Genomic DNA, 18,654 nt, shown 5'->3' with positions numbered 1-18,654 from the left:
TACTTCATATATACAGCATTAGTTTTCCTTTATCTAAAATCATAAGATGATAGGCCTTAAACATGTAACACATCTTATGAACTCCTCACTGATTAATTCTTTGTAAAACACCCTTACATTTACTTTACTAATAGCCTCCAAGTTTTGAGGAGTAACTTAGAAGCTAAATAGCCTAGTAAATAGGGACTAATCGCAAATAATAGACCAGTTTGGAAATATAAATAGACTTAAACTCTAGAAAAAGAGTTTAAGCCTATTTATACTGCTTTTAATTATTTTATTTCTTGTTTAACTGCTGCACCTACAAAATCTTTGAATAATGGATGAGGTCTATTTGGTCTTGATAAAAATTCTGGATGGAACTGTGCTCCTACGAACCATGGATGCTCTTCAATCTCAACGATTTCTACTAATCTATCATCAGGAGATGTTCCTGTTATTTTTAAACCTTTGCTTGTTAAAAGGTTTCTATATTCATTGTTATATTCATAGCGGTGACGGTGTCTTTCTTCTATTTGTTTTACACCATATGCAGCATATGAATTACTGTTTTCTTTAAGTACACATGGATAAGCTCCAAGTCTCATTGTACCACCTAAATCTTCAATATCTTTTTGATCTGGCATAAGATCAATAACTGGATATTTTGTATTTGGTGCTAACTCTGAGCTATGAGCCCCTTCAAGTCCTGCTACATGTCTTGCAAATTCAATTACTGCACATTGCATACCTAAGCAAATTCCAAAGAAAGGTACTTTATTTTCTCTCGCATAACGTACTGCTTCAATCTTACCTTCTACACCTCTATCTCCAAAGCCTCCTGGTACTAAAATACCTTGTACATCTTTGAAAATTTCAGCCGCATTATCTTTGGTTACTGTTTCTGCATTAATCCAATCAATGTCAATTTCTGTACCATGATAAATTCCTGCATGATGTAATGATTCTACAATTGAAAGATAAGCATCATGTAATTCTACATATTTACCTACTAAAGCAATCTTAGTTACTTTATCTCTATTTCTTTCTTTTTCGATCATTGCTTTCCATTCTGTTAAATCCGGCTGTGGACAATCCATTCCTAATTTTTTACATACAATTTTAGCAAGACCCTCTTCTTCTAACATTAAAGGTACTTGATAAAGTGTCTCTGCATCTAAATTTTGTACAACACAATCCTTATCTACATTACAGAATAATGCCATCTTATATTTCATATCTTCTGAAATAGGATGCTCACTGCGACATACTATAATATCTGGTTGAATACCTATAGAAAGTAACTCTTTTACAGAATGTTGAGTAGGCTTTGTTTTCATTTCTCCTGATTTAGCAAGGTATGGAATAAGTGTTACATGAATGTATAATACATTTTCTCTACCCACATCTGTGGCTACTTGTCTAATTGATTCTAGGAAAGGTAAACTTTCGATATCTCCAACTGTCCCACCAATCTCTGTTATAACAACATCAGATGGCTCGCCAGTATTACCTACACGGTACACACAATCTTTGATCATATTTGTAATATGAGGAATAACTTGTACTGTTGCACCTAAGTAGTCCCCTTTACGTTCTTTGTTAAGAACAGACCAATAGATTTTACCTGTAGTTACATTGCTGTACTTATTTAATTTTTCATCAATAAATCTTTCATAATGCCCTAAGTCTAAATCTGTTTCACTGCCATCGTTTGTTACGAATACTTCTCCATGTTGGTAGGGGCTCATAGTACCGGGGTCTATATTAATATAAGGATCAAATTTTTGAATAGTAACTTTCTTTCCTCTTGCCTTTAACAATCTTCCTAAGCACGCTGCTGTAATCCCTTTGCCTAAGCCAGAAACTACTCCGCCTGTAACAAAAATATATTTTGTAGACATCTTTTTCACCTCAACCGTATATTATATTTCTCACACTAACCTTATTATTTTATTATTATAAAACATTTGTGTCAAGTAATGTAGTCCTATGTTATTTTATTTTAGAATTTGTTTTATTCATTTTTTTATCCTTGTTTTTAAAAGCTGATAGTAACTGGAAATTTACTTTGTAAGCTCAACACAAAATTCCCCCATTGCAGAGGGGGAATTTTCACATTTTCTATATCAAACTCATACCTAAATATTATTTACCACTTAAAATCTTGTAACTATTTAATTCTTTTAATGTATCCATTAAATCTGCATATATTCCTGTTAATGCTTTAATAGACTGAGTCGCTGTTACTAACACTTGGTCTGTCTCCTTTAACTCTAAAGAAGCCGTCTTTACACAATCAAAGTTAGTCACTGCACTTTGCGCCTTACTTTGTTTAATGCTACTTTCTACTTCACTCATATACCCTGTCATTGTCTCAATTTCATTTTTAAGTAAATCTGTATTAGTTTTACTATCTTGAATATTTCTGTCTACTTCTTGAATTTCTGTCGTTATTTTTTCAATTCCTATAGTTGTTGCTTCCACTTCTTCACTCGTTTTCATAGAAGCATTCTCTAAATCGCCTAAAAACTGTGTCATATGATCTAGTAGTTCTTTAGTACCATCAGATAGCTTTCTAATCTCCTCTGCAACTACAGCAAAGCCCTTGCCAGCTTCTCCTGCTCTAGCTGCCTCAATAGAGGCATTAAGTGCTAATAAATTAGTTTGTTCTGCAATTGATGCAATACCCGAAATATTACTTGTAACATTCTGAGCTGTTTCTATAAATGTCTTAACCTGTTTCTTCATGGACTTTCCAGTTGCATTAATCTCTGTAATAGTTCCTGTTATAACAACCAAGAGCTGTTCCATATGCTTTGTACGTTCAACAGATGCCTGTATCTTAGCATTCATCTCTTTAACTAATTCCGTCATACCTTGTGATTTTTCAGAGATTATTTCACATTGAGTATTTCTAGAATTACATTCTGCTACTAATGAGTTTTCCAATCCTGATAATTCATTAATATGCTTATTGATGAATTGTCTACTTTCATCAACTTGATGAACTATATGGCTTACTTGCTCATCAAAACCTTCTATTCCTTTAGTCATATTTTGAAGTTTCTTCTTAATAGCAATTATCTCTTCTACTGTTTCTGCTTTTAGAAGTGCTTTTTTACTATTGTTAATTTCTTCTAGTAAGATTTCTAGTTCCCCTTCTGATAGCTTTCTCATCATTTCCACGTTTTGCTTATTATTAAACATGCTCATCCCCACCTTCTAATACTTTTTATCTATTGATATTTTTGTATTTCTAACATAATCTTTTGTATGCCACTAAGCTTCGTTGCCTCTCTCATCTTATTTATATAATTATGACGGTGTTCATATACTTCATTAAGCATCTTACATAAACTTTCTCTATTAAGTTCTTCTTCAAATAGTACCTCACAATAGCCTTTTTTCTTCATTGCCTCCGCATTGAGGATTTGATCACCTCTACTTGCTGCTGCTGAAAGTGGGACAAGAAGACTTGGAATATTAAGTGCAATAATTTCTGCTATTGCATTAGCACCAGCTCTTGAAAGCATAAAGTCCGCTGCCTTTAATAAATGTGCTAATTCCTCTCCTACATATTCAAACTGTTTATAACCTTGCTTATTTAAGAGGCTTTCATCTAGATTATTCTTACCACAAATATGAATTACATTGAAGTTAGTTACTATGTCAGGTAAAGCTTCTCTTAGTACTTCGTTAATCTTTCTCGCCCCTAAGCTCCCCCCCATCATTAATAAGGTTGGCTTATCATCTTTAAAACCACAAAGCTCTCTAGCAATCTTTTTATCACCTTTAAATAATTCTTCTCTAATAGGTGAACCTGTGTAAACACCTTTATCTCCAACATATTTTAATGTTTCTTCAAAGTTAACACAAATTGTTTTAGCTTTCTTAATAGCAATTTTATTTGCAAGTCCTGGTGTCATATCAGATTCATGAATGATAACCGGAATTTTAAGTTTGTGCGCAGCTAGTACCACTGGCACTGTTACATAACCACCTTTTGAAAATACCACCTGAGGTTTAATTTCCTTTAACAACTTGCAAGCATCAAAATAGCCTTTTATTACTTTAAAAGGATCTTTTAAGTTTTCTACTGATAAATAGCGTCGTAACTTACCTGAGGCTATGCCGTAATAAGGTATATTAGCTTTTGTGACTAAGTCTTTTTCAATGCCTTGATGACTCCCGATATATTTAATATCCCATCCGGCTTTTTTAAGACTTGGTATTAATGCTAAATTTGGTGTCACATGACCTGCTGTGCCCCCACCTGTAAGTACAATTGTTTTCAACTTTTAGTCCTCCTTTATTTACTTGCCATTTCTATAACAGCTTTTGCTACAGCATCTGCTACACCTGGTGTAAATGGCTGTGGTAAAATATTTTCTTCATTTAATTCTCCGTCACTTACCATACCTGCAATAGCTACGGCTGCTGCAATTTTCATATCTTCTGTAATTTGCCCAGCTCTTGCCATAAGTGCACCTTTAAAAATCCCTGGGAATACAAGTACATTGTTAACTTGGTTTGGAAAATCTGAACGCCCTGTACCTACTACTCTAGCACCTGCTGCTTTTGCTAAATCTGGCATAATCTCTGGTACTGGATTAGCCATAGCAAATACAACTGCATCATGATTCATGCTTTTAATCATTTCCTCAGAAACAATCCCAGGCGCTGAAACGCCTACAAATACATCTGCACCTTCAAGAGCTACTTTCAAGTCGCCTCTTAATCCTCTTGGATTCGTTACTTTTGCAAGCTCAGTTTGTGCCCAGTTCATCCAGTCTTCTTTTATTTCTAGTATGCCCATTCTATCTACTACTGTAACATCTTTAAAACCATAATGTAAAAGAAGTTTAGTAATAGCAATCCCAGCTGAACCTGCACCATTAACAACTACTTTAACTTCTTCCTTTTCTTTACCTGCCACCTTAAGTCCATTGATAATCCCTGCTAATACAACAATAGCTGTACCATGTTGATCATCATGAAATACCGGAATATCTAATTCTTTCTTAAGGGCTTCTTCTATTTCAAAGCATCTTGGTGCTGAAATATCTTCAAGGTTAATACCACCGAAGGTAGGTGCGATTTGTTTTACAAATTGAATAATTTCTTTAGTATCTTTTGTATCAATACAAATAGGAATTGCATTGATTCCTGCAAATTCCTTAAAAAGCACCGCTTTTCCTTCCATAACTGGCATTGCTGCCTCAGGTCCAATATCACCTAAACCAAGTACTGCTGTTCCATCCGATATAACAGCAACGGTATTACCTTTCATTGTATATTTATAAACATTTTCTTTATCTGCTGCAATCTCTTTACATGGTTCTGCTACACCTGGTGTATAACATATAGATAGTGCCTCTCTACTATCTACTTTAGCCTTAGAAGTAACTTCCAACTTCCCTTGCCATTTCTCATGCATCTCTAAAGCTTGTTCTCTTAGGTTCATTGTTCTATCTCCTTCTTCCATTCCTTACCTTTAATTATAAAAGGTAGTCTTAGTACCTCCTCCAGTTTGCTTGGCTAACCACAAAAAACTTAGCTCACAAGAACATCTTCCTATCTAGTAATCATCAGTGCTTACTATACTATATATGTTGCTTATGAGCCTTCTTTCATTTTTAGGGTGCCTCTGTTTTCTAGCGGGTACCTTTTATTTATTTTCCTATTATTTTAATAATACTTTTGATTATTTATGAAGTCAATAATTATCCCTTTTATTTATGGTTTATTATTTGATAATTCGGCAATACTTTATAAGAGAAAATAAGGGTAGCATTGCTTTTACATAGCAGATATGTTAAAGTCTTATGTGTACAAAAAGGAAAGGAGCCCTTACATATGTGTGGTTTTTGCGGCTTTGTAGATACAAATATTGAAAACAAAGAATTAGTACTCACAAATATGATGGATAGCATTGCCCATCGTGGTCCAGATAGCTCTGGAAAGTTTAGTGATGCGCATATTAATATGGGATTTAGACGGCTGAGTTTTCTAGACTTAGAAGCAGGTGCTCAACCTCTTTATAATGAAAACGAACGTTTTGTTCTTACATTTAATGGTGAGATTTATAACTATAAAGACATTAGAGAAAAGCTTATTGAAAAAGGACATGTTTTTAAAACTAATACTGACTCTGAAGTTTTAGTTCATGGTTATGAAGAATATGGTACAAGCCTTTTATCTCACCTTCGAGGTATGTTTGCCTTCGTTATTTGGGATAGAGAAGAAAATACACTTTTTGGTGCAAGAGATTTCTTCGGTATTAAACCTTTTTATTATACTCAAACTGAAGATGGCTTTATTTATGCTTCTGAAATCAAAGCAATATTACAACACCCTAGCGTAAAAAAAGAGCTTAATGAAGAAGCTTTGGAAACCTATTTGACTTTCCAATACTCAGCACTTCCAGAAACCTTCTTCAAAGGTATTTTCAAATTACCACCAGCTCACTATTTCGTTATTAAAAATGGTGAAATGACAACAACACGTTATTGGGAACCTATTTTTAATGAAACTGATGGTACTTTAGAAAACTATGTTGATGCCATTGATGCTCAAATGAAAGAGTCTATCGAAGCTCATAAAATTAGTGATGTAGAAGTAGGATCTTTCTTATCTAGTGGCGTAGATTCTAGTTATGTAGCTAGTTGCTTTGGCGGAGATCATACTTTTACAGTTGGTTTTGCTAATGAAAAGTATAATGAAATCAGTTATGCTGAAGAGCTTTCTAAGGAAATTCACATTCCTAATACGAATAAGGTTATTACACCAGAAGAATATTGGGATGTACTTCCTAAAGTTCAATACTTCATGGATGAACCTTTAGCTGACCCTGCTGCTGTTGCTTTATACTTTGTATGTCAATTAGCTAGCCAAACGGTTAAAGGTGTTCTTTCTGGAGAAGGTGCAGATGAATTTTTCGGTGGATACAATATCTATAAAGAACCTCTTGATTCTGCAAGCTATCGCAAGTTACCAAAAGGTCTCCGTAAATGTTTTGCAAGTATCGCCAAAGCCTTACCTTTTAACTTCAAAGGTAAAAACTTCTTGATTCGTGCAAGCAAGGATATTGAAGAACGCTTCCTTGGAAATGCTTATATGTTCTCAGAAGAAGAACGTAAAAAACTTCTTAAAGTAAAAACATCTGCTATTAATCCATTTGAAATGGTTAAGCCTATCTATGATAAAGTAAAAGATAAAGATGATATTACAAAAATGCAATATGTGGACATGCATATGTGGCTTGCAGGAGATATTCTCCTTAAAGCTGATAAAATGAGTATGGCTCACTCTTTAGAGGTGCGTGTACCATTCTTAGATCGCAAAGTATTTGAAGTTGCTTCTAAAGTACCTGTTAAATATCGTGTCAATAAAGAAAACACCAAATATGCTATGCGCTTAGCAGCTAAACGTAATTTACCACCAGCTGTTGCTAATAAAAAGAAACTTGGTTTCCCTGTTCCTATTCGCGTATGGCTTAAAGAAGATAAATATTATCATATTGTAAAAGAAGCCTTTACTTCTGAAGTAGCAAATAAGTACTTTAACACCAACGAATTAGCGGCCTTATTAGAAGGCCATAGAGCTGGTAAAGCTGATAATAGCCGTAAAATTTGGACTGTATTTATGTTTTTAACTTGGTACAATGTCTATTTTCAAAATGAAGCATAAAAAGGAGGGAATCCATTACATAGTGGATTCCCTCCTTTTTGCTTATTTTAACTCAAGCTCACATTAACATTATTTATTGGCATCCTCAAACTAAGCCACTTAGTTATTTAACTGCTTGAATGCATTTTAAAACTGCTTCTAATTCTTCTAAAGTTGTTGCACTATTAGCACTCTTGTTTAAAGTAATACCATCCCCTGCCTTCCTAGGCACTAGATGTAGATGGAAGTGATATACACTTTGTCCTGCTACCTCACCATTGTTTTGAACGATATTCATACCTTCTGCATCCACAGCTAGCTTGATTCTAGTAGCCATCTCTTTAGCTAAAGGATAAAGTGCCTGAGCTACTTCTTCTGGCAACTCAAATATATCTTTATAATGCTCCTTAGGTATAATGAGTGCATGTCCCGGTGCTGCTGGAAAACGATCCAAAATCACTTTAAACAACTTATCCTCATAAATTGTAAAGGATGGAATATCTCCTTTTATAATCTTACAAAAAATACAATCTTCTTTCATCACATATACCTCTTTCCCATAGGATTATAAAGTCTTAAACACCTGATCTAGTTTTGGTAAAATAGCAAAATTGCCTTTTACCTTTAACTTCCCTAGCATAAAAGCTTTTTGATAAGTAATCTTCTTAGTCAAAATTGACTGAAGCACTTCCTCACTTAAAATCATTTCAACAGTAGGACTTCCGTCTATTTCCTCTTTAAACCAACAGTCCCCATCCTTAATAATAATATAGCCTTCTTCCTCTATGTCTGTTATATGGTATCTTAATATTAAATCTAATTCTTTATCAAATTGCGCTATGAAATAGTGTGGAATCTGTTGCAAGCGTTTACTATTAGCATTAGCCCCTAAAAATTGAGGAGGTCTTGTATAAATACCTGTGTTAAATTCCTTAAATCCCTCTTCATCTACTTCTCTTTGAAGTAAATTAGCTATTTCTTTTATAGTCTGCTCTTTTGTAGATAAATTAATAATGTGCTCTGACTCACCTCTTTTTTCCACATCAGTATCAATCTCTGTGCTCACCTGTTTCTTATTAGCTTCTTCTCGTATTAAATCTGCAAAGCTTCTTATTTCTACTGGTTTTTCTTTCTCTATTTCAGTTGTTACCGACGGTTCTTCTTGAATAAGATGACTTAAATTTCCTTTCTTCATCCCATAAAAAATGAAGCGCTCACTCGATATAACATTCATACGTTCCTGTTTAACTAAACGATAAAAATCTTCTACCTCTCGTTCTAATCGCTCTTGCATCTGAGTCATATCCGTCTGTTTATTAAAAAATAATTTTCCACCATCTGTGCCGCCCAGAATATTCCAACACCTTAGCATCAAATTCGCAGCTTCTTGTTCCCCTAACCATTCACTATAGGTAACAGCCAATAGTGGTTTATTAAAATAGTAATCTTCATATAATGTGGCCGAATCAAAAAAACTTTGCATTGCGCCATGCATACTTAGCATAGGAACCATAGTCATAGCAATAACACCTTTACTCTCAGCAAGAGTCTGCATTACCTTTTCTATTTCTTTGTTTTTCTTCCCATCAAAGTAGGGTAATTTATTAAGCTCTATCTTATGTACTTCAACATCTAACTCCTTTAAAACTTTCAGTATGATGTTTAAGCTATATATTAATGGTTCTGGGGTACACTGGGCAAGTAATAAGGTGATTTTCATAGTGCACTTCCTTTCTTTTGTATAAACAGCTTATTTTAAGGCCCATAATAAAGCTTCCAGCTCCTTATGAACCTTAGAAATATCCCTTGATATGTTTTTATTATACGCATATTAATATAGAGATTTCAATAAAATTATATGTTTTATGTTATTCTCCAAAGGTAGTTCATCATAATACTAGAAATTCCTGTGCTTGTGGTAGATAATAAAATTTTAATTCTTCTACCTCCCAATAAACATAAAATAATTTACGTTTAATAACAGCATGTAGTATATCTCCTACTCGTAAATATTTATAAGTAGGATACTCTAGTAGCAGTTTATATGGTTTACTTTGTCCCAATTTATTTAAAATAACTTGTCCCCCTTCTTTGCATTCTTGAACTTCAAAAACGGCTTGTTCATACGTAGTAGCAATGTCTGTATAATTATTTTTTTTCTTCTTTTCTTTGTATTTGTCTAATGCAATAATAATAGGATTAACCGAGACAACTGGGTCTTTAGTCATTTTCAAAAGCATATTTTTGGCCTTATATACTCTCATATATTCTTGTCCATAGCTTTCCAAAATAGTAGGAGTCTCTACCTCCTCTTGTTTATTCCTTTTCTTTATATAATAATATATATCATGTATCGTATAAATAATCTGATAAGCTTCTACATCACTCAAATACTTTTTGTTACGAGGTAACCAATAGAGCAATAACTTATTGAGCATCTGCCTATCTAAATCTTCTTCTCGTATATCTAAACCACTATTGGTAATGTATTTACAAAAAATCTCAATTCCTGCTTTTTGGATATCATAGATATAAGAGTTTTTTTTAATATCTTGTACATATTCTTCAATACGTTCTAATAAATGCATATACTCCTCCATAGGTATAATCGTTATCATTCGTTGTTATAGTGTATACACATGCTACAGCTTTTATACCTATATCTGGAAATATGTTTTATTTAATTCAATTATATTTTGCAAAAAAAGAACTCTATAGTCGCCTATAGAGCATAAAGGGATTGATATGTTATACTTACGTCAAATCAACTGGATATATTTTTTCCACACCTATATCCACATTTATATTAACACATCTGTGAATAACTGTCAATATTTTATTCCTTATATTTACAAGCTTCTATAGTTAAAAAAATATATTATCCACATTATCAACATCTTTTCAGATTATTTTTCTACATGTGTTATCACCACATTTATTAAACTTATCCACAAATTATCAACACACCTATATCATCATTGATATAATATACAATGTAATAATCCCTGGAATTCCAAGTAGACTTGCAACGCCCATAGTTAACAGATTAATACCTATAGCATAAGCCGGTAATAATCCATTAATACAATAAATAATGATAAAACCTGCCACTCCATTAATAATAATATTAAAAATCTGTTTTCCAAATAGTATCCATACTAAAATAGCAATACATATTCCTATACATATAAAAATCACTAAATCCCCATTCATTGACTTCCTCCATGTATGCTTCTAAGCTTGTATATTTTATTAATATGCCTATTTTATTAATTTAGACTATTTACGGTATAACGTTTTTAATTTTTTTATTAGGTAAGTATATTTGGCTTCTGTGGCCTTATAGGAATAACTATAATAATCTACCAGATCTGGATCTACTACATTTTCAAATCCTTCTAAAGTTGCTGCTAATTCTTTTTGCACATCACAAATCTCCTTTTCTATAACCCTTTTTTCTTCATGTTGTATCTTTTTATTGTTATTATCCTTATTCATTAGGCACCTCCTTTATTTAAGTATGACCTAACGCCTATAGCCTTATACACACTCATAAAAATAAAAACCAGATTACTTTAAAGTGTAATCTGGTTTTTATTTTTATGAGTTAAGAAGTTGTAATACTTGTTGTGGTCTTTGATTAGCTTGTGCTAACATAGCTGTCGCTGCTTGAGAAATAACATTATATTGTGTGTAGTCTGTCATCTCTTCTGCCATATCTGCATCTTGTATGCGCGACATAGATGCAGTCATATTTTCTTCACTAACTTGTATATTTGATACCGTGTGTTCTAATCTATTTTGATAAGCTCCTAATCTTCCTCTAATTGCAGAAGTCTTTTCTATAGCAGCATCTACTTTCTGTATAGCCTCATCTGCTTTTGTAACAATATCAATCCCTTGCAAAGGAGTGAGTATATTCTCTATACTAATCTCCTCCCCATCAATGTTCATACATTGATCCTTATTAGCACCTATATGTAATGTAAAATTCTCGTAACTCCCATCTAAGAGATTCATCTTATTAAATTGTGTACGTTCCTTCATAGCTTCCATTTCTTGCATAAGCTGATTAATCTCTTGTTCAATAGTTTCCCTATCCGCATTTTCATAAGTACCATTAGATGCCTGTACCGATAGTTCTCTCATTCTTTGTAGCATACTATGAACTTCATCTAATGCACCCTCAGCAGTTTGAATCATCGAAATACCATCCATAGCATTACGATTTGCTTGATCCAATCCTTTAACTTGTGTATTCATTTTTCTTGAAATAGCCATTCCTGCTGCATCATCTGCAGCACTATTAATCCTTAGGCCAGAAGATAATCTTTCCATTGCTTTTGATGCACTACCATTTGCTTTTGTCAAACTTGTTAAAGTTCTAATAGCTGACATATTGGTATTAATTTTCATTTTTCCACATCCTTTTATGTAATTATGCTTTAAATCCCCTGTTGGGCTGTTTCATACTTAACTCATTTAAATCATTAGGACTGTAGGTAAGCCCTGCATACACGACTTCTGCATTATCTATACATGGAGAGGATAGCTTTTCTTCTTGTGTCACTTGCTTAAAACCCTCATAAATCTTACTTATAATCTTATATGCTTCTTCTATAGGTTCCGCAGTTTTTGCATTTACTAATAAACCTTGTACATAAACATAAATTCTAAATAATTCTTTTGATAGGTCGAATTCAAAATTAAGGTCTCCAACTAGCATTTGTATAATCTCAATAGATTTTTTTAATTTCTTTTCTCGTTCTTCCCCTGTATTTCCCTCTGCTGCTTTTATATTTTCTAGCAGTATTTCATAGGTGATACAAAGTAATTCTCCCCTTGAAGCATTAGCTATGGTAGATACTGTAATCATTATTTTCGCTCCTATCTGTCTCTTCAAAATAGCTGATAAATTGCTTTACTACATCTAATATATCGTCTTTTTTTCTAGTTTCCTTAGCCTGCTTTTCCTCATTCTTACTTATGTTAGACTGCTGCATAGCATCCTCCCCTATATCATTTCCTCAAAGTTGCTATCACCTCTTTTTAAAGGTATTGCACTCATGTTATCAGGTTCTACTTCCGTAGCATAAGCCGTATATTCTACGTTATATCCAATTTGTGTTAAGAGATTCATTAATGTTTCACCATGAGCTTCTAGTTTATTGGTAATACTTTCAGTTTCTCCCTCTACTTTATAACCTAGATGATCATCTTTTATTTCTATGTATGCTTTAACCATCCCAAGATTTTTTGTTTGATAGCTAATAATAGCTTTGGTATGTTGCCCTGATTCTACAGAGTGATGTGCATCCTTATGAACATAAAGATTAACTAATCTTTGCTCTCCATTGATCACAAACGGAATCTGATATAATCCTTCTTTATCTATTAATTGACGTTGCAAATGACTTGCTTCCTCTAATTGCTTATACTGCTTATACTTAAGTAGGTCACCTGACAAAGTGGCTACTTCTTGTTCTTTCCTTGCCGTTTCTTCTAATTTCAAAAGTTCATCTTCTATCTCATCTAAATGCTCTGGTAATTCGTCTTTTAACATACCTGCTTCATTCAGTAAATCTCCATACACCGTAGGTTCATGAGTTATTTTGTCCATCCAATAAATATTAGATAAGGTTAAAGGAACTTTTTGTTCTATCATCTTTTCAATAACCTCTGGTTCTACATTTTGTACAGCTTCTAATTTATCTAGAAAACTCTTTGGCAAGGTTGATAATCCTTCAAAACTCCCCACTTCTTTTTTAAATTGCTCTTTAATATAGGGATATAATAATGCGCTCATCTTACTTAGTTTATTGATATTACTTTCTGACACAGGTAGTTCCATTTCTTCTAATTGCTTAATAAGTTGAGCTACTTTACTCGTTTGTTCACTCTGCTCATTGATTAAATTCTTGGCTGATTGTTTATTATATTGTAAATTCTCTAACTCCCCAAAATCATCATCGATATTTACTTCAATATGATTTTTGTCTTGTATGTAGCGGGTAGCCTCTTGTAATTTTTCTATAGTAAGCGGTAAATCATTTTTAAACAAGTATCCTATCACTTCTTCTTTATGCTTTGTTACACCTTGTAAAATACGATATAATCCAATCATCGCTTCCTTTTGTTCACTATTTATTTGCTTTTGTTCTTGTAATGCTACAATTGTTTCTGCTGTACTTACCTTTAGACCCTCTAGCTTTTCCTTACTCATCCATGTTAATAAAGTATCTACTGATGCATAATAAGGATTCATTCCTTCTTTAATAAAAGCTGCTGCTTGGATAGGTGTCATGTCTTCTAGAAAGGTAGTAAGTTTAGTAACAATACTTAACACTGAGGTTATATTCTCAGAACTTACTTCCATTCCATTTGTAATAAGTGCTTTTGCAGCCTGAATTGTTTCAGCTGTTACCTCTATATTTTGCCCTTCTAAAAGGCTTTCAATTTGCCCTTCTACTTTCTTAATAGTTTCTCCAAATCTTTTTTCTACTGGTGTTTCATTTTCACTATAAGCATTTAAAGCACTTTTTACCTCTGCTAAAACAGCTGTTTCTTGACTGTTTAATTCGATATGAATCGTCTCCATAGGATAACGTTTCATATCTATAACAGTATCTAAAACTTCCGTAGTTGCTGTTATATTAGCTTCGTTTACTTCTAGACCTACTTGGTTAAGTGCAGCAATCACTTTTTGTTCTTGTAACTGCTGAAGCTCCTTTGCAACAACACTCAGCTCTGCACTTTCTAACGGTAACTTTTCACTTATTTTCTGAGCTGCCTCTAAAGTAAGCTTTGCTCTAATTTGATTAATTTGATCTTTAATTTCAGTCACTGCTTGGTCTATATTAATGACTTCTTGATTCTGCATCGTTCCATCTGACAATACTGATTCAGCTTCTGCCGAGTTAACATTTTGCACTTCTATGGCTGATGGTCTTGCTGCTTGCTGCTCCTTTAATATGGCTTCTGTGTTTTTATAAATACTTTCTCTTAAATTAGTAATATTAACGTCTTTACCCTCTTCAATAAGCTTTTCGATATGCTCATCTGTAACCATGCCTAAATCATCTGTAATACGATCTATCTGATAAGGCTCATATTGCACTGCATTGTCCTGGAGTAACTCACGATCTCCAGAAGCTTCCGCCTGAGGTTCCAAGGCAGCTACTGCTGCTTTCATATTTTGAAGCTTTAATACATCTTGCTTACTAACATCCATCCCACAACTCATTAGCGCCTTAGCTGCCCAAGTATTTCCTTCGTTATTAGGAAGTCCGTTCATTTGAAGCACACTAGCTATATCTGATTTACTAAAATTTGCGCTTACTTTCTTTAAATTTCCTTTAAAATTATTGGTATATAAATTATTAATAGTGATAGGTTCTTTACTTATTAGAGTATTTAAGTACATTGAATCGTTAGCTTGTTGAATAACACTGATTTTATCACTCACCTTTTTAGATTCACTTTCCTGTTTCTTCGTATCTTCACTTTCTTCCTTGGACATATGACTATTTTCCAGTCCTCTATAAGCCTTTGAATCATCAATTAATAAAGATTCTAAATTAAATCCTCTTTTATGTAGTTCATAAATATCTTCTTCTCTTAAATCAAATTGATTCTTTAGTTGACTTAAGAGTTCATTATCTACTTGCTTTGTATCTTCTTCTGTATAAGTATAGCTTTTAATCTGCTCTATCACTTCTTGAAGATTAAAACGTTTAGGTTCTGATGATTTTTCACTGTTCTCAACTCCCCCCTGCATACCAATTGGGGTATAAGTGCTATAACCTAATTCCTTTATTCCTTGGATCATATATCCACCTCACCTTTGTGCTACTTATATAGTATGTCGTCACTAGAGCGCAAAATCTTTAACCTTGTAACTACATAGTAAATCAATGTAAATGCTATAGTCGCACTTACTAAACCTAGTAGATATGTTGTACCTCCTAAATAATAATAAGGCACCATCAAGTAAGATAAATATTTAAACCATGTTTGCATACTACTCATATCTACTACAATGGGACAAAATAAAATAGCTGCAATAATACAAATGGGAATCATCGAAAACCACAATTCACTACTAGAAACAAGCTCACTCACCAATAACACTAAGGCGGCCAAGCATAGAATATAAGCTATTAATAACCCTACTTCTTCTCCTAAATCTAAATAAATGATTTCTTTTCCACTTAGTTTAATAATAATAAGTGCTAGGATTCCTACTATCGTTTGTAATGAAATATGCGCACCAACAAGTGGTAAATCAGGATTCAACTTACCTTTTCCTATAGTGCAAAAGCGGCTATAAATTTTCCCTTTTCTGTCTTCAATTAATCTAACTCCCATGAGCAAACTACTCATCATTAAAAATATCGCCATCAAACCTTTCGCTATCCTTAATATACCTTCTCTTTTTTGCACAGTTGCACCAATGACCTTCGAGTCTCCTTGAACAAAAACAATTTGCATTAATTCGCCATCGGCATAATAACCTTCCACCTGCTGATGAATCCAATTTTTTAAATCTATCTCTACTTGCATATAAGATTTACCTTTTAATGTCATGTATGCAATATCTTCTGCCACAAGACGATATATCGTCGCTGTCACTACTTCTTGAAGGGGTCCTTGAGCCATAGTAGCCGGAGAAGTAATGACTGTTATTGCTCTTTCAAAACTCATATTCTCCTTTTGTTCATCAATAATAGGTTTAATAACAAATCCACATTCAACTTCATTAGTAGCTACAGCTTTTTCTAAAATCTCCACTGTATCATACTTTATAAAGTTAATCCCCTTGTCTTCCAGCAAAATATCCGAAATACGATTTCCTAAGATACTATCACTCCAAAGACCTGCTTTTAGGCTTCCTTCATCTATGTACGCTTTACCATAACTCACAATCAAACTCATTAAAATAGGTAAAATGATGAGTACTACCATATATGCTTTATTTCTTAAAAGTTCTTTTAATTTTAGTCTAAGGGCCACACAGTAAAATCTCATCCTCTCACCCCTCTTCTTCTAAGCATACCAATACCTACCATTAAGCATGCCGCAATCATTATGACTACTTTTATATATGCTATTGGCTCACATGCAACACCTACTAAAGGCTTTAACAGTTCTAACGCATAATCATTATACGTAAATCTCCCCATTTCATTAATTGCTTCTGGCAAATAGGCTGCTGGAATAATCCCTCCAGATAAAAATGTCATAACCGCTACAATGACAAATATAAATAAGCTATAAGCTTCTTTTCCTTTGAGCACCATACCTATTATCATACTTACACTTGCCAAACTAATAGTTCCTAATATAATGCCAAATAATCCTTGAATTGAAAAATGCCAATCGATTTCTAAACCAACCATCCTCGACAGCACAGCTACACTCCCCAGAATAATGCCGCCAGCTACTAAGTAAAATAAGCTTAAGCTAATCACTTTACTCACTATTAATTTTTCGGGTTTTAATCGAACCACACTATATCTCATTAAGTTTTCCTTCTTATTAAGAGGCTCTATAACCTCCATAATAAGCATTAAACTTAAAAGCATCATAGCTATAAAGCCTGACAAAATATAGTGTTCTAACGGTGCCATATTTTTGGTAGCTACTACTTCTTGTTCTTCAAACAACTGATGACGTCCTAACATTTCTTTAGCAAAAATAATATTAATTTCTTGCATTAATTTTTCAAAGCTAATACCATCATCTGTGCTAAAAGTTTCATAAGCATCTAAAGTTGTATAAATACCTGCTTGAGCTGCAGATAGGAGTTTAGCTGCTGCTGAAATCAATTTATCTGCTACTATGCTTTCTAATAAAGTACCATCTTTTTTCTCAATCGTGAGGGGTGTATTCACCCCATTCATAATATCCTCTATAAAATGCTCTGGAATAGTAATAATGGCGGTTACTTGGCCTCGTGATAACTTCTCTTTAGCTTCTTCTTTAGGTAACACTTCAATATCGCACAGCTTTGTGACAGTCTCCATTTGATTAACTGTATCAATAATCATATCCGTCCACTTAGAAGCTTCTAAATCTACAATAGCCAATGTAAAGGGCTGCACATTTTTATTAGCATAAAGTATCTGACTTCCTGCCATACCAATTGCTAAACATAAAATAGACATTTGCATAGCAAAAAACAATAACTTTTTATAGTGTACTGCCAATACCTTAAGGTCTGTTTTTATACTAATCCCTAACTGTCTCATGCTAGTAACCTATATACCATTTCATCGAAAGTACTACACTCTTTATTCTCGGTTCGTAATTCAGCTAACTTAGCTTCTTTAATAATGGTCCCCTCTTTTAAAATACAAACTCTGTCACAAAGTCGTTCTATCTCATCTCCAGAGTGACTGGTGTAAATAATCGTTTTTCCTTTTTGTTTAAGCTCCAATAAGTAATCAATTACCTCATTTTTATAAATTATGTCTAAAGCACTACAAGGTTCATCTAAAACGATATACTGAGGATCATCTATAAGCGCAATTCCTATATTTACACGTTTCTTCATTCCACCCGATAAATGCTTCACCTTTTCTTTTAACATATCTTCTAGACCTAATACTTCTTTAAAATAAGCTGTATGCAAGATTTCATTTATATGCTTATTATGAGCTGCAGCCCAAAACTCCAAATTATCTTTTACTGTTAATTCTTCCATTAATGCATTATCTTGTGGTACATATCCAATTTTCCCTTGAATAAATCTTTCTCCTTCAGTTGGTTTGAGTGCACCTACCATAATGGATAACAAAGTAGATTTCCCCGAACCATTAGGTCCTATAATACCCAGACACTCACCTTCTTCTATCTTTAAATCTACTCCCTTTAAGACTTGCTTCTTACCATAATTCTTTTTAATACCTTCCATTTTCAACATACGTTTTCCCACCTTTAATCATTTTACAAAAAAGGCTGTTGCATTACCTATGCATCAGCCTTCCTATAACCTATTTTGAT

General features: G+C 33.4%; 17 protein-coding genes. 1 reads left to right on the top strand and 16 read right to left on the bottom strand.

The features are described from left to right. Positions 1 to 272: 272 nt before the first annotated feature. The 4 genes from CLOLE_RS05390 to CLOLE_RS05375 all read right to left on the bottom strand — a co-directional run bounded on the left by CLOLE_RS05390 (position 273) and on the right by CLOLE_RS05375 (position 5,446). Positions 273 to 1,883 (bottom strand): CTP synthase, encoded by a 1,611-nt coding sequence (locus tag CLOLE_RS05390; protein WP_013656082.1) that lies wholly within the window; start codon positions 1,881 to 1,883, stop codon positions 273 to 275. Between the two features lie 244 nt (positions 1,884 to 2,127). Then, positions 2,128 to 3,189, bottom strand: a complete 1,062-nt coding sequence (locus CLOLE_RS21695) for a methyl-accepting chemotaxis protein (RefSeq protein ID WP_050794668.1) — start codon at positions 3,187 to 3,189, stop codon at positions 2,128 to 2,130. Between the two features lie 29 nt (positions 3,190 to 3,218). Continuing rightward, entirely contained in the window at positions 3,219 to 4,277 is a 1,059-nt protein-coding gene (locus CLOLE_RS05380) for an undecaprenyldiphospho-muramoylpentapeptide beta-N-acetylglucosaminyltransferase (RefSeq protein WP_013656080.1), read from the bottom strand. A 14-nt stretch (positions 4,278 to 4,291) separates the two neighbouring features. Beyond that, positions 4,292 to 5,446 (bottom strand): NAD(P)-dependent malic enzyme, encoded by a 1,155-nt coding sequence (locus tag CLOLE_RS05375; protein WP_013656079.1) that lies wholly within the window; start codon positions 5,444 to 5,446, stop codon positions 4,292 to 4,294. Positions 5,447 to 5,838: 392 nt separating this feature from the next. Here CLOLE_RS05375 and asnB point away from each other — a divergent pair, with 392 nt between their 5' ends. After that, positions 5,839 to 7,671 (top strand): asparagine synthase (glutamine-hydrolyzing), encoded by a 1,833-nt coding sequence (gene asnB / locus CLOLE_RS05370; RefSeq protein WP_013656078.1) that lies wholly within the window; start codon positions 5,839 to 5,841, stop codon positions 7,669 to 7,671. A gap of 103 nt (positions 7,672 to 7,774) precedes the next feature. Here the strand turns inward: asnB and CLOLE_RS05365 are convergent, their stop codons facing one another. From CLOLE_RS05365 to CLOLE_RS05315, 12 genes are all read right to left on the bottom strand, one after another. Beyond that, positions 7,775 to 8,191: an HIT family protein gene (locus tag CLOLE_RS05365; RefSeq protein WP_013656077.1), complete on the bottom strand. Its 417-nt coding sequence runs from the start codon at positions 8,189 to 8,191 to the stop codon at positions 7,775 to 7,777. A gap of 24 nt (positions 8,192 to 8,215) precedes the next feature. Continuing rightward, positions 8,216 to 9,370 (bottom strand): SCP2 sterol-binding domain-containing protein, encoded by a 1,155-nt coding sequence (locus CLOLE_RS05360; protein ID WP_013656076.1) that lies wholly within the window; start codon positions 9,368 to 9,370, stop codon positions 8,216 to 8,218. 169 nt (positions 9,371 to 9,539) lie between these two features. Continuing rightward, positions 9,540 to 10,238 (bottom strand): hypothetical protein, encoded by a 699-nt coding sequence (locus tag CLOLE_RS05355; protein ID WP_013656075.1) that lies wholly within the window; start codon positions 10,236 to 10,238, stop codon positions 9,540 to 9,542. A 379-nt stretch (positions 10,239 to 10,617) separates the two neighbouring features. Then, positions 10,618 to 10,863 carry a pro-sigmaK processing inhibitor BofA family protein gene (locus CLOLE_RS05350; protein WP_013656074.1) on the bottom strand — a complete coding sequence of 82 codons (246 nt, stop codon included), beginning with the start codon at positions 10,861 to 10,863 and terminating at the stop codon, positions 10,618 to 10,620. A gap of 66 nt (positions 10,864 to 10,929) precedes the next feature. After that, a complete protein-coding gene (locus CLOLE_RS05345; protein WP_013656073.1) occupies positions 10,930 to 11,148 on the bottom strand; it encodes a DUF2508 family protein in 219 nt (72 codons plus the stop codon). 102 nt (positions 11,149 to 11,250) lie between these two features. Continuing rightward, positions 11,251 to 12,066 (bottom strand): flagellin N-terminal helical domain-containing protein, encoded by an 816-nt coding sequence (locus CLOLE_RS05340; RefSeq protein ID WP_013656072.1) that lies wholly within the window; start codon positions 12,064 to 12,066, stop codon positions 11,251 to 11,253. Positions 12,067 to 12,088: 22 nt separating this feature from the next. Further along, entirely contained in the window at positions 12,089 to 12,526 is a 438-nt protein-coding gene (locus CLOLE_RS05335) for a flagellar protein FliS (protein ID WP_013656071.1), read from the bottom strand. After that, the gene (locus CLOLE_RS22880; RefSeq protein WP_013656070.1) at positions 12,501 to 12,653 is read right to left on the bottom strand and encodes a hypothetical protein; all 153 of its coding nucleotides are present in this window, start codon (positions 12,651 to 12,653) and stop codon (positions 12,501 to 12,503) included. The genes CLOLE_RS05335 and CLOLE_RS22880 overlap by 26 nt, the downstream gene beginning before the upstream one ends. An 11-nt stretch (positions 12,654 to 12,664) precedes the next feature. Beyond that, entirely contained in the window at positions 12,665 to 15,478 is a 2,814-nt protein-coding gene (locus CLOLE_RS05330; protein ID WP_013656069.1) for a DUF6240 domain-containing protein, read from the bottom strand. A gap of 20 nt (positions 15,479 to 15,498) precedes the next feature. Then, the gene (locus tag CLOLE_RS05325) at positions 15,499 to 16,677 is read right to left on the bottom strand and encodes an ABC transporter permease (RefSeq protein ID WP_013656068.1); all 1,179 of its coding nucleotides are present in this window, start codon (positions 16,675 to 16,677) and stop codon (positions 15,499 to 15,501) included. Then, entirely contained in the window at positions 16,674 to 17,900 is a 1,227-nt protein-coding gene (locus CLOLE_RS05320) for an ABC transporter permease (RefSeq protein ID WP_013656067.1), read from the bottom strand. The genes CLOLE_RS05325 and CLOLE_RS05320 overlap by 4 nt, the downstream gene beginning before the upstream one ends. Continuing rightward, positions 17,897 to 18,574, bottom strand: coding sequence for an ABC transporter ATP-binding protein (locus CLOLE_RS05315; RefSeq protein ID WP_013656066.1), 678 nt, complete (start codon positions 18,572 to 18,574; stop codon positions 17,897 to 17,899). Before CLOLE_RS05315 ends, CLOLE_RS05320 begins: the two co-directional genes overlap by 4 nt. Positions 18,575 to 18,654 lie beyond the last annotated feature (80 nt).

It is taken from the genome of Cellulosilyticum lentocellum DSM 5427, assembly GCF_000178835.2.
Taxonomy (GTDB): domain Bacteria; phylum Bacillota; class Clostridia; order Lachnospirales; family Cellulosilyticaceae; genus Cellulosilyticum; species Cellulosilyticum lentocellum.
Note: the sequence above shows the minus strand (reverse complement) of the source record. Positions and strands in the feature narration are given on the sequence as shown.

What these genes read in the sequence shown, in the direction of transcription:
- CLOLE_RS05390 (WP_013656082.1), bottom strand. Translation starts at nt 1,883, where the DNA reads ATGTCTACAAAATATATTTTTGTTACAGGCGGAGTAGTTTCTGGCTTA.
- CLOLE_RS21695 (WP_050794668.1), bottom strand. Translation starts at nt 3,189, where the DNA reads ATGTTTAATAATAAGCAAAACGTGGAAATGATGAGAAAGCTATCAGAA.
- CLOLE_RS05375 (WP_013656079.1), bottom strand. Translation starts at nt 5,446, where the DNA reads ATGAACCTAAGAGAACAAGCTTTAGAGATGCATGAGAAATGGCAAGGG.
- asnB (WP_013656078.1), top strand. Translation starts at nt 5,839, where the DNA reads ATGTGTGGTTTTTGCGGCTTTGTAGATACAAATATTGAAAACAAAGAA.
- CLOLE_RS05365 (WP_013656077.1), bottom strand. Translation starts at nt 8,191, where the DNA reads ATGAAAGAAGATTGTATTTTTTGTAAGATTATAAAAGGAGATATTCCA.
- CLOLE_RS05360 (WP_013656076.1), bottom strand. Translation starts at nt 9,370, where the DNA reads ATGAAAATCACCTTATTACTTGCCCAGTGTACCCCAGAACCATTAATA.
- CLOLE_RS05355 (WP_013656075.1), bottom strand. Translation starts at nt 10,238, where the DNA reads ATGCATTTATTAGAACGTATTGAAGAATATGTACAAGATATTAAAAAA.
- CLOLE_RS05350 (WP_013656074.1), bottom strand. Translation starts at nt 10,863, where the DNA reads ATGAATGGGGATTTAGTGATTTTTATATGTATAGGAATATGTATTGCT.
- CLOLE_RS05345 (WP_013656073.1), bottom strand. Translation starts at nt 11,148, where the DNA reads ATGAATAAGGATAATAACAATAAAAAGATACAACATGAAGAAAAAAGG.
- CLOLE_RS05340 (WP_013656072.1), bottom strand. Translation starts at nt 12,066, where the DNA reads ATGAAAATTAATACCAATATGTCAGCTATTAGAACTTTAACAAGTTTG.
- CLOLE_RS05335 (WP_013656071.1), bottom strand. Translation starts at nt 12,526, where the DNA reads ATGATTACAGTATCTACCATAGCTAATGCTTCAAGGGGAGAATTACTT.
- CLOLE_RS22880 (WP_013656070.1), bottom strand. Translation starts at nt 12,653, where the DNA reads ATGCAGCAGTCTAACATAAGTAAGAATGAGGAAAAGCAGGCTAAGGAA.
- CLOLE_RS05330 (WP_013656069.1), bottom strand. Translation starts at nt 15,478, where the DNA reads ATGATCCAAGGAATAAAGGAATTAGGTTATAGCACTTATACCCCAATT.
- CLOLE_RS05325 (WP_013656068.1), bottom strand. Translation starts at nt 16,677, where the DNA reads ATGAGATTTTACTGTGTGGCCCTTAGACTAAAATTAAAAGAACTTTTA.
- CLOLE_RS05320 (WP_013656067.1), bottom strand. Translation starts at nt 17,900, where the DNA reads ATGAGACAGTTAGGGATTAGTATAAAAACAGACCTTAAGGTATTGGCA.
- CLOLE_RS05315 (WP_013656066.1), bottom strand. Translation starts at nt 18,574, where the DNA reads ATGTTGAAAATGGAAGGTATTAAAAAGAATTATGGTAAGAAGCAAGTC.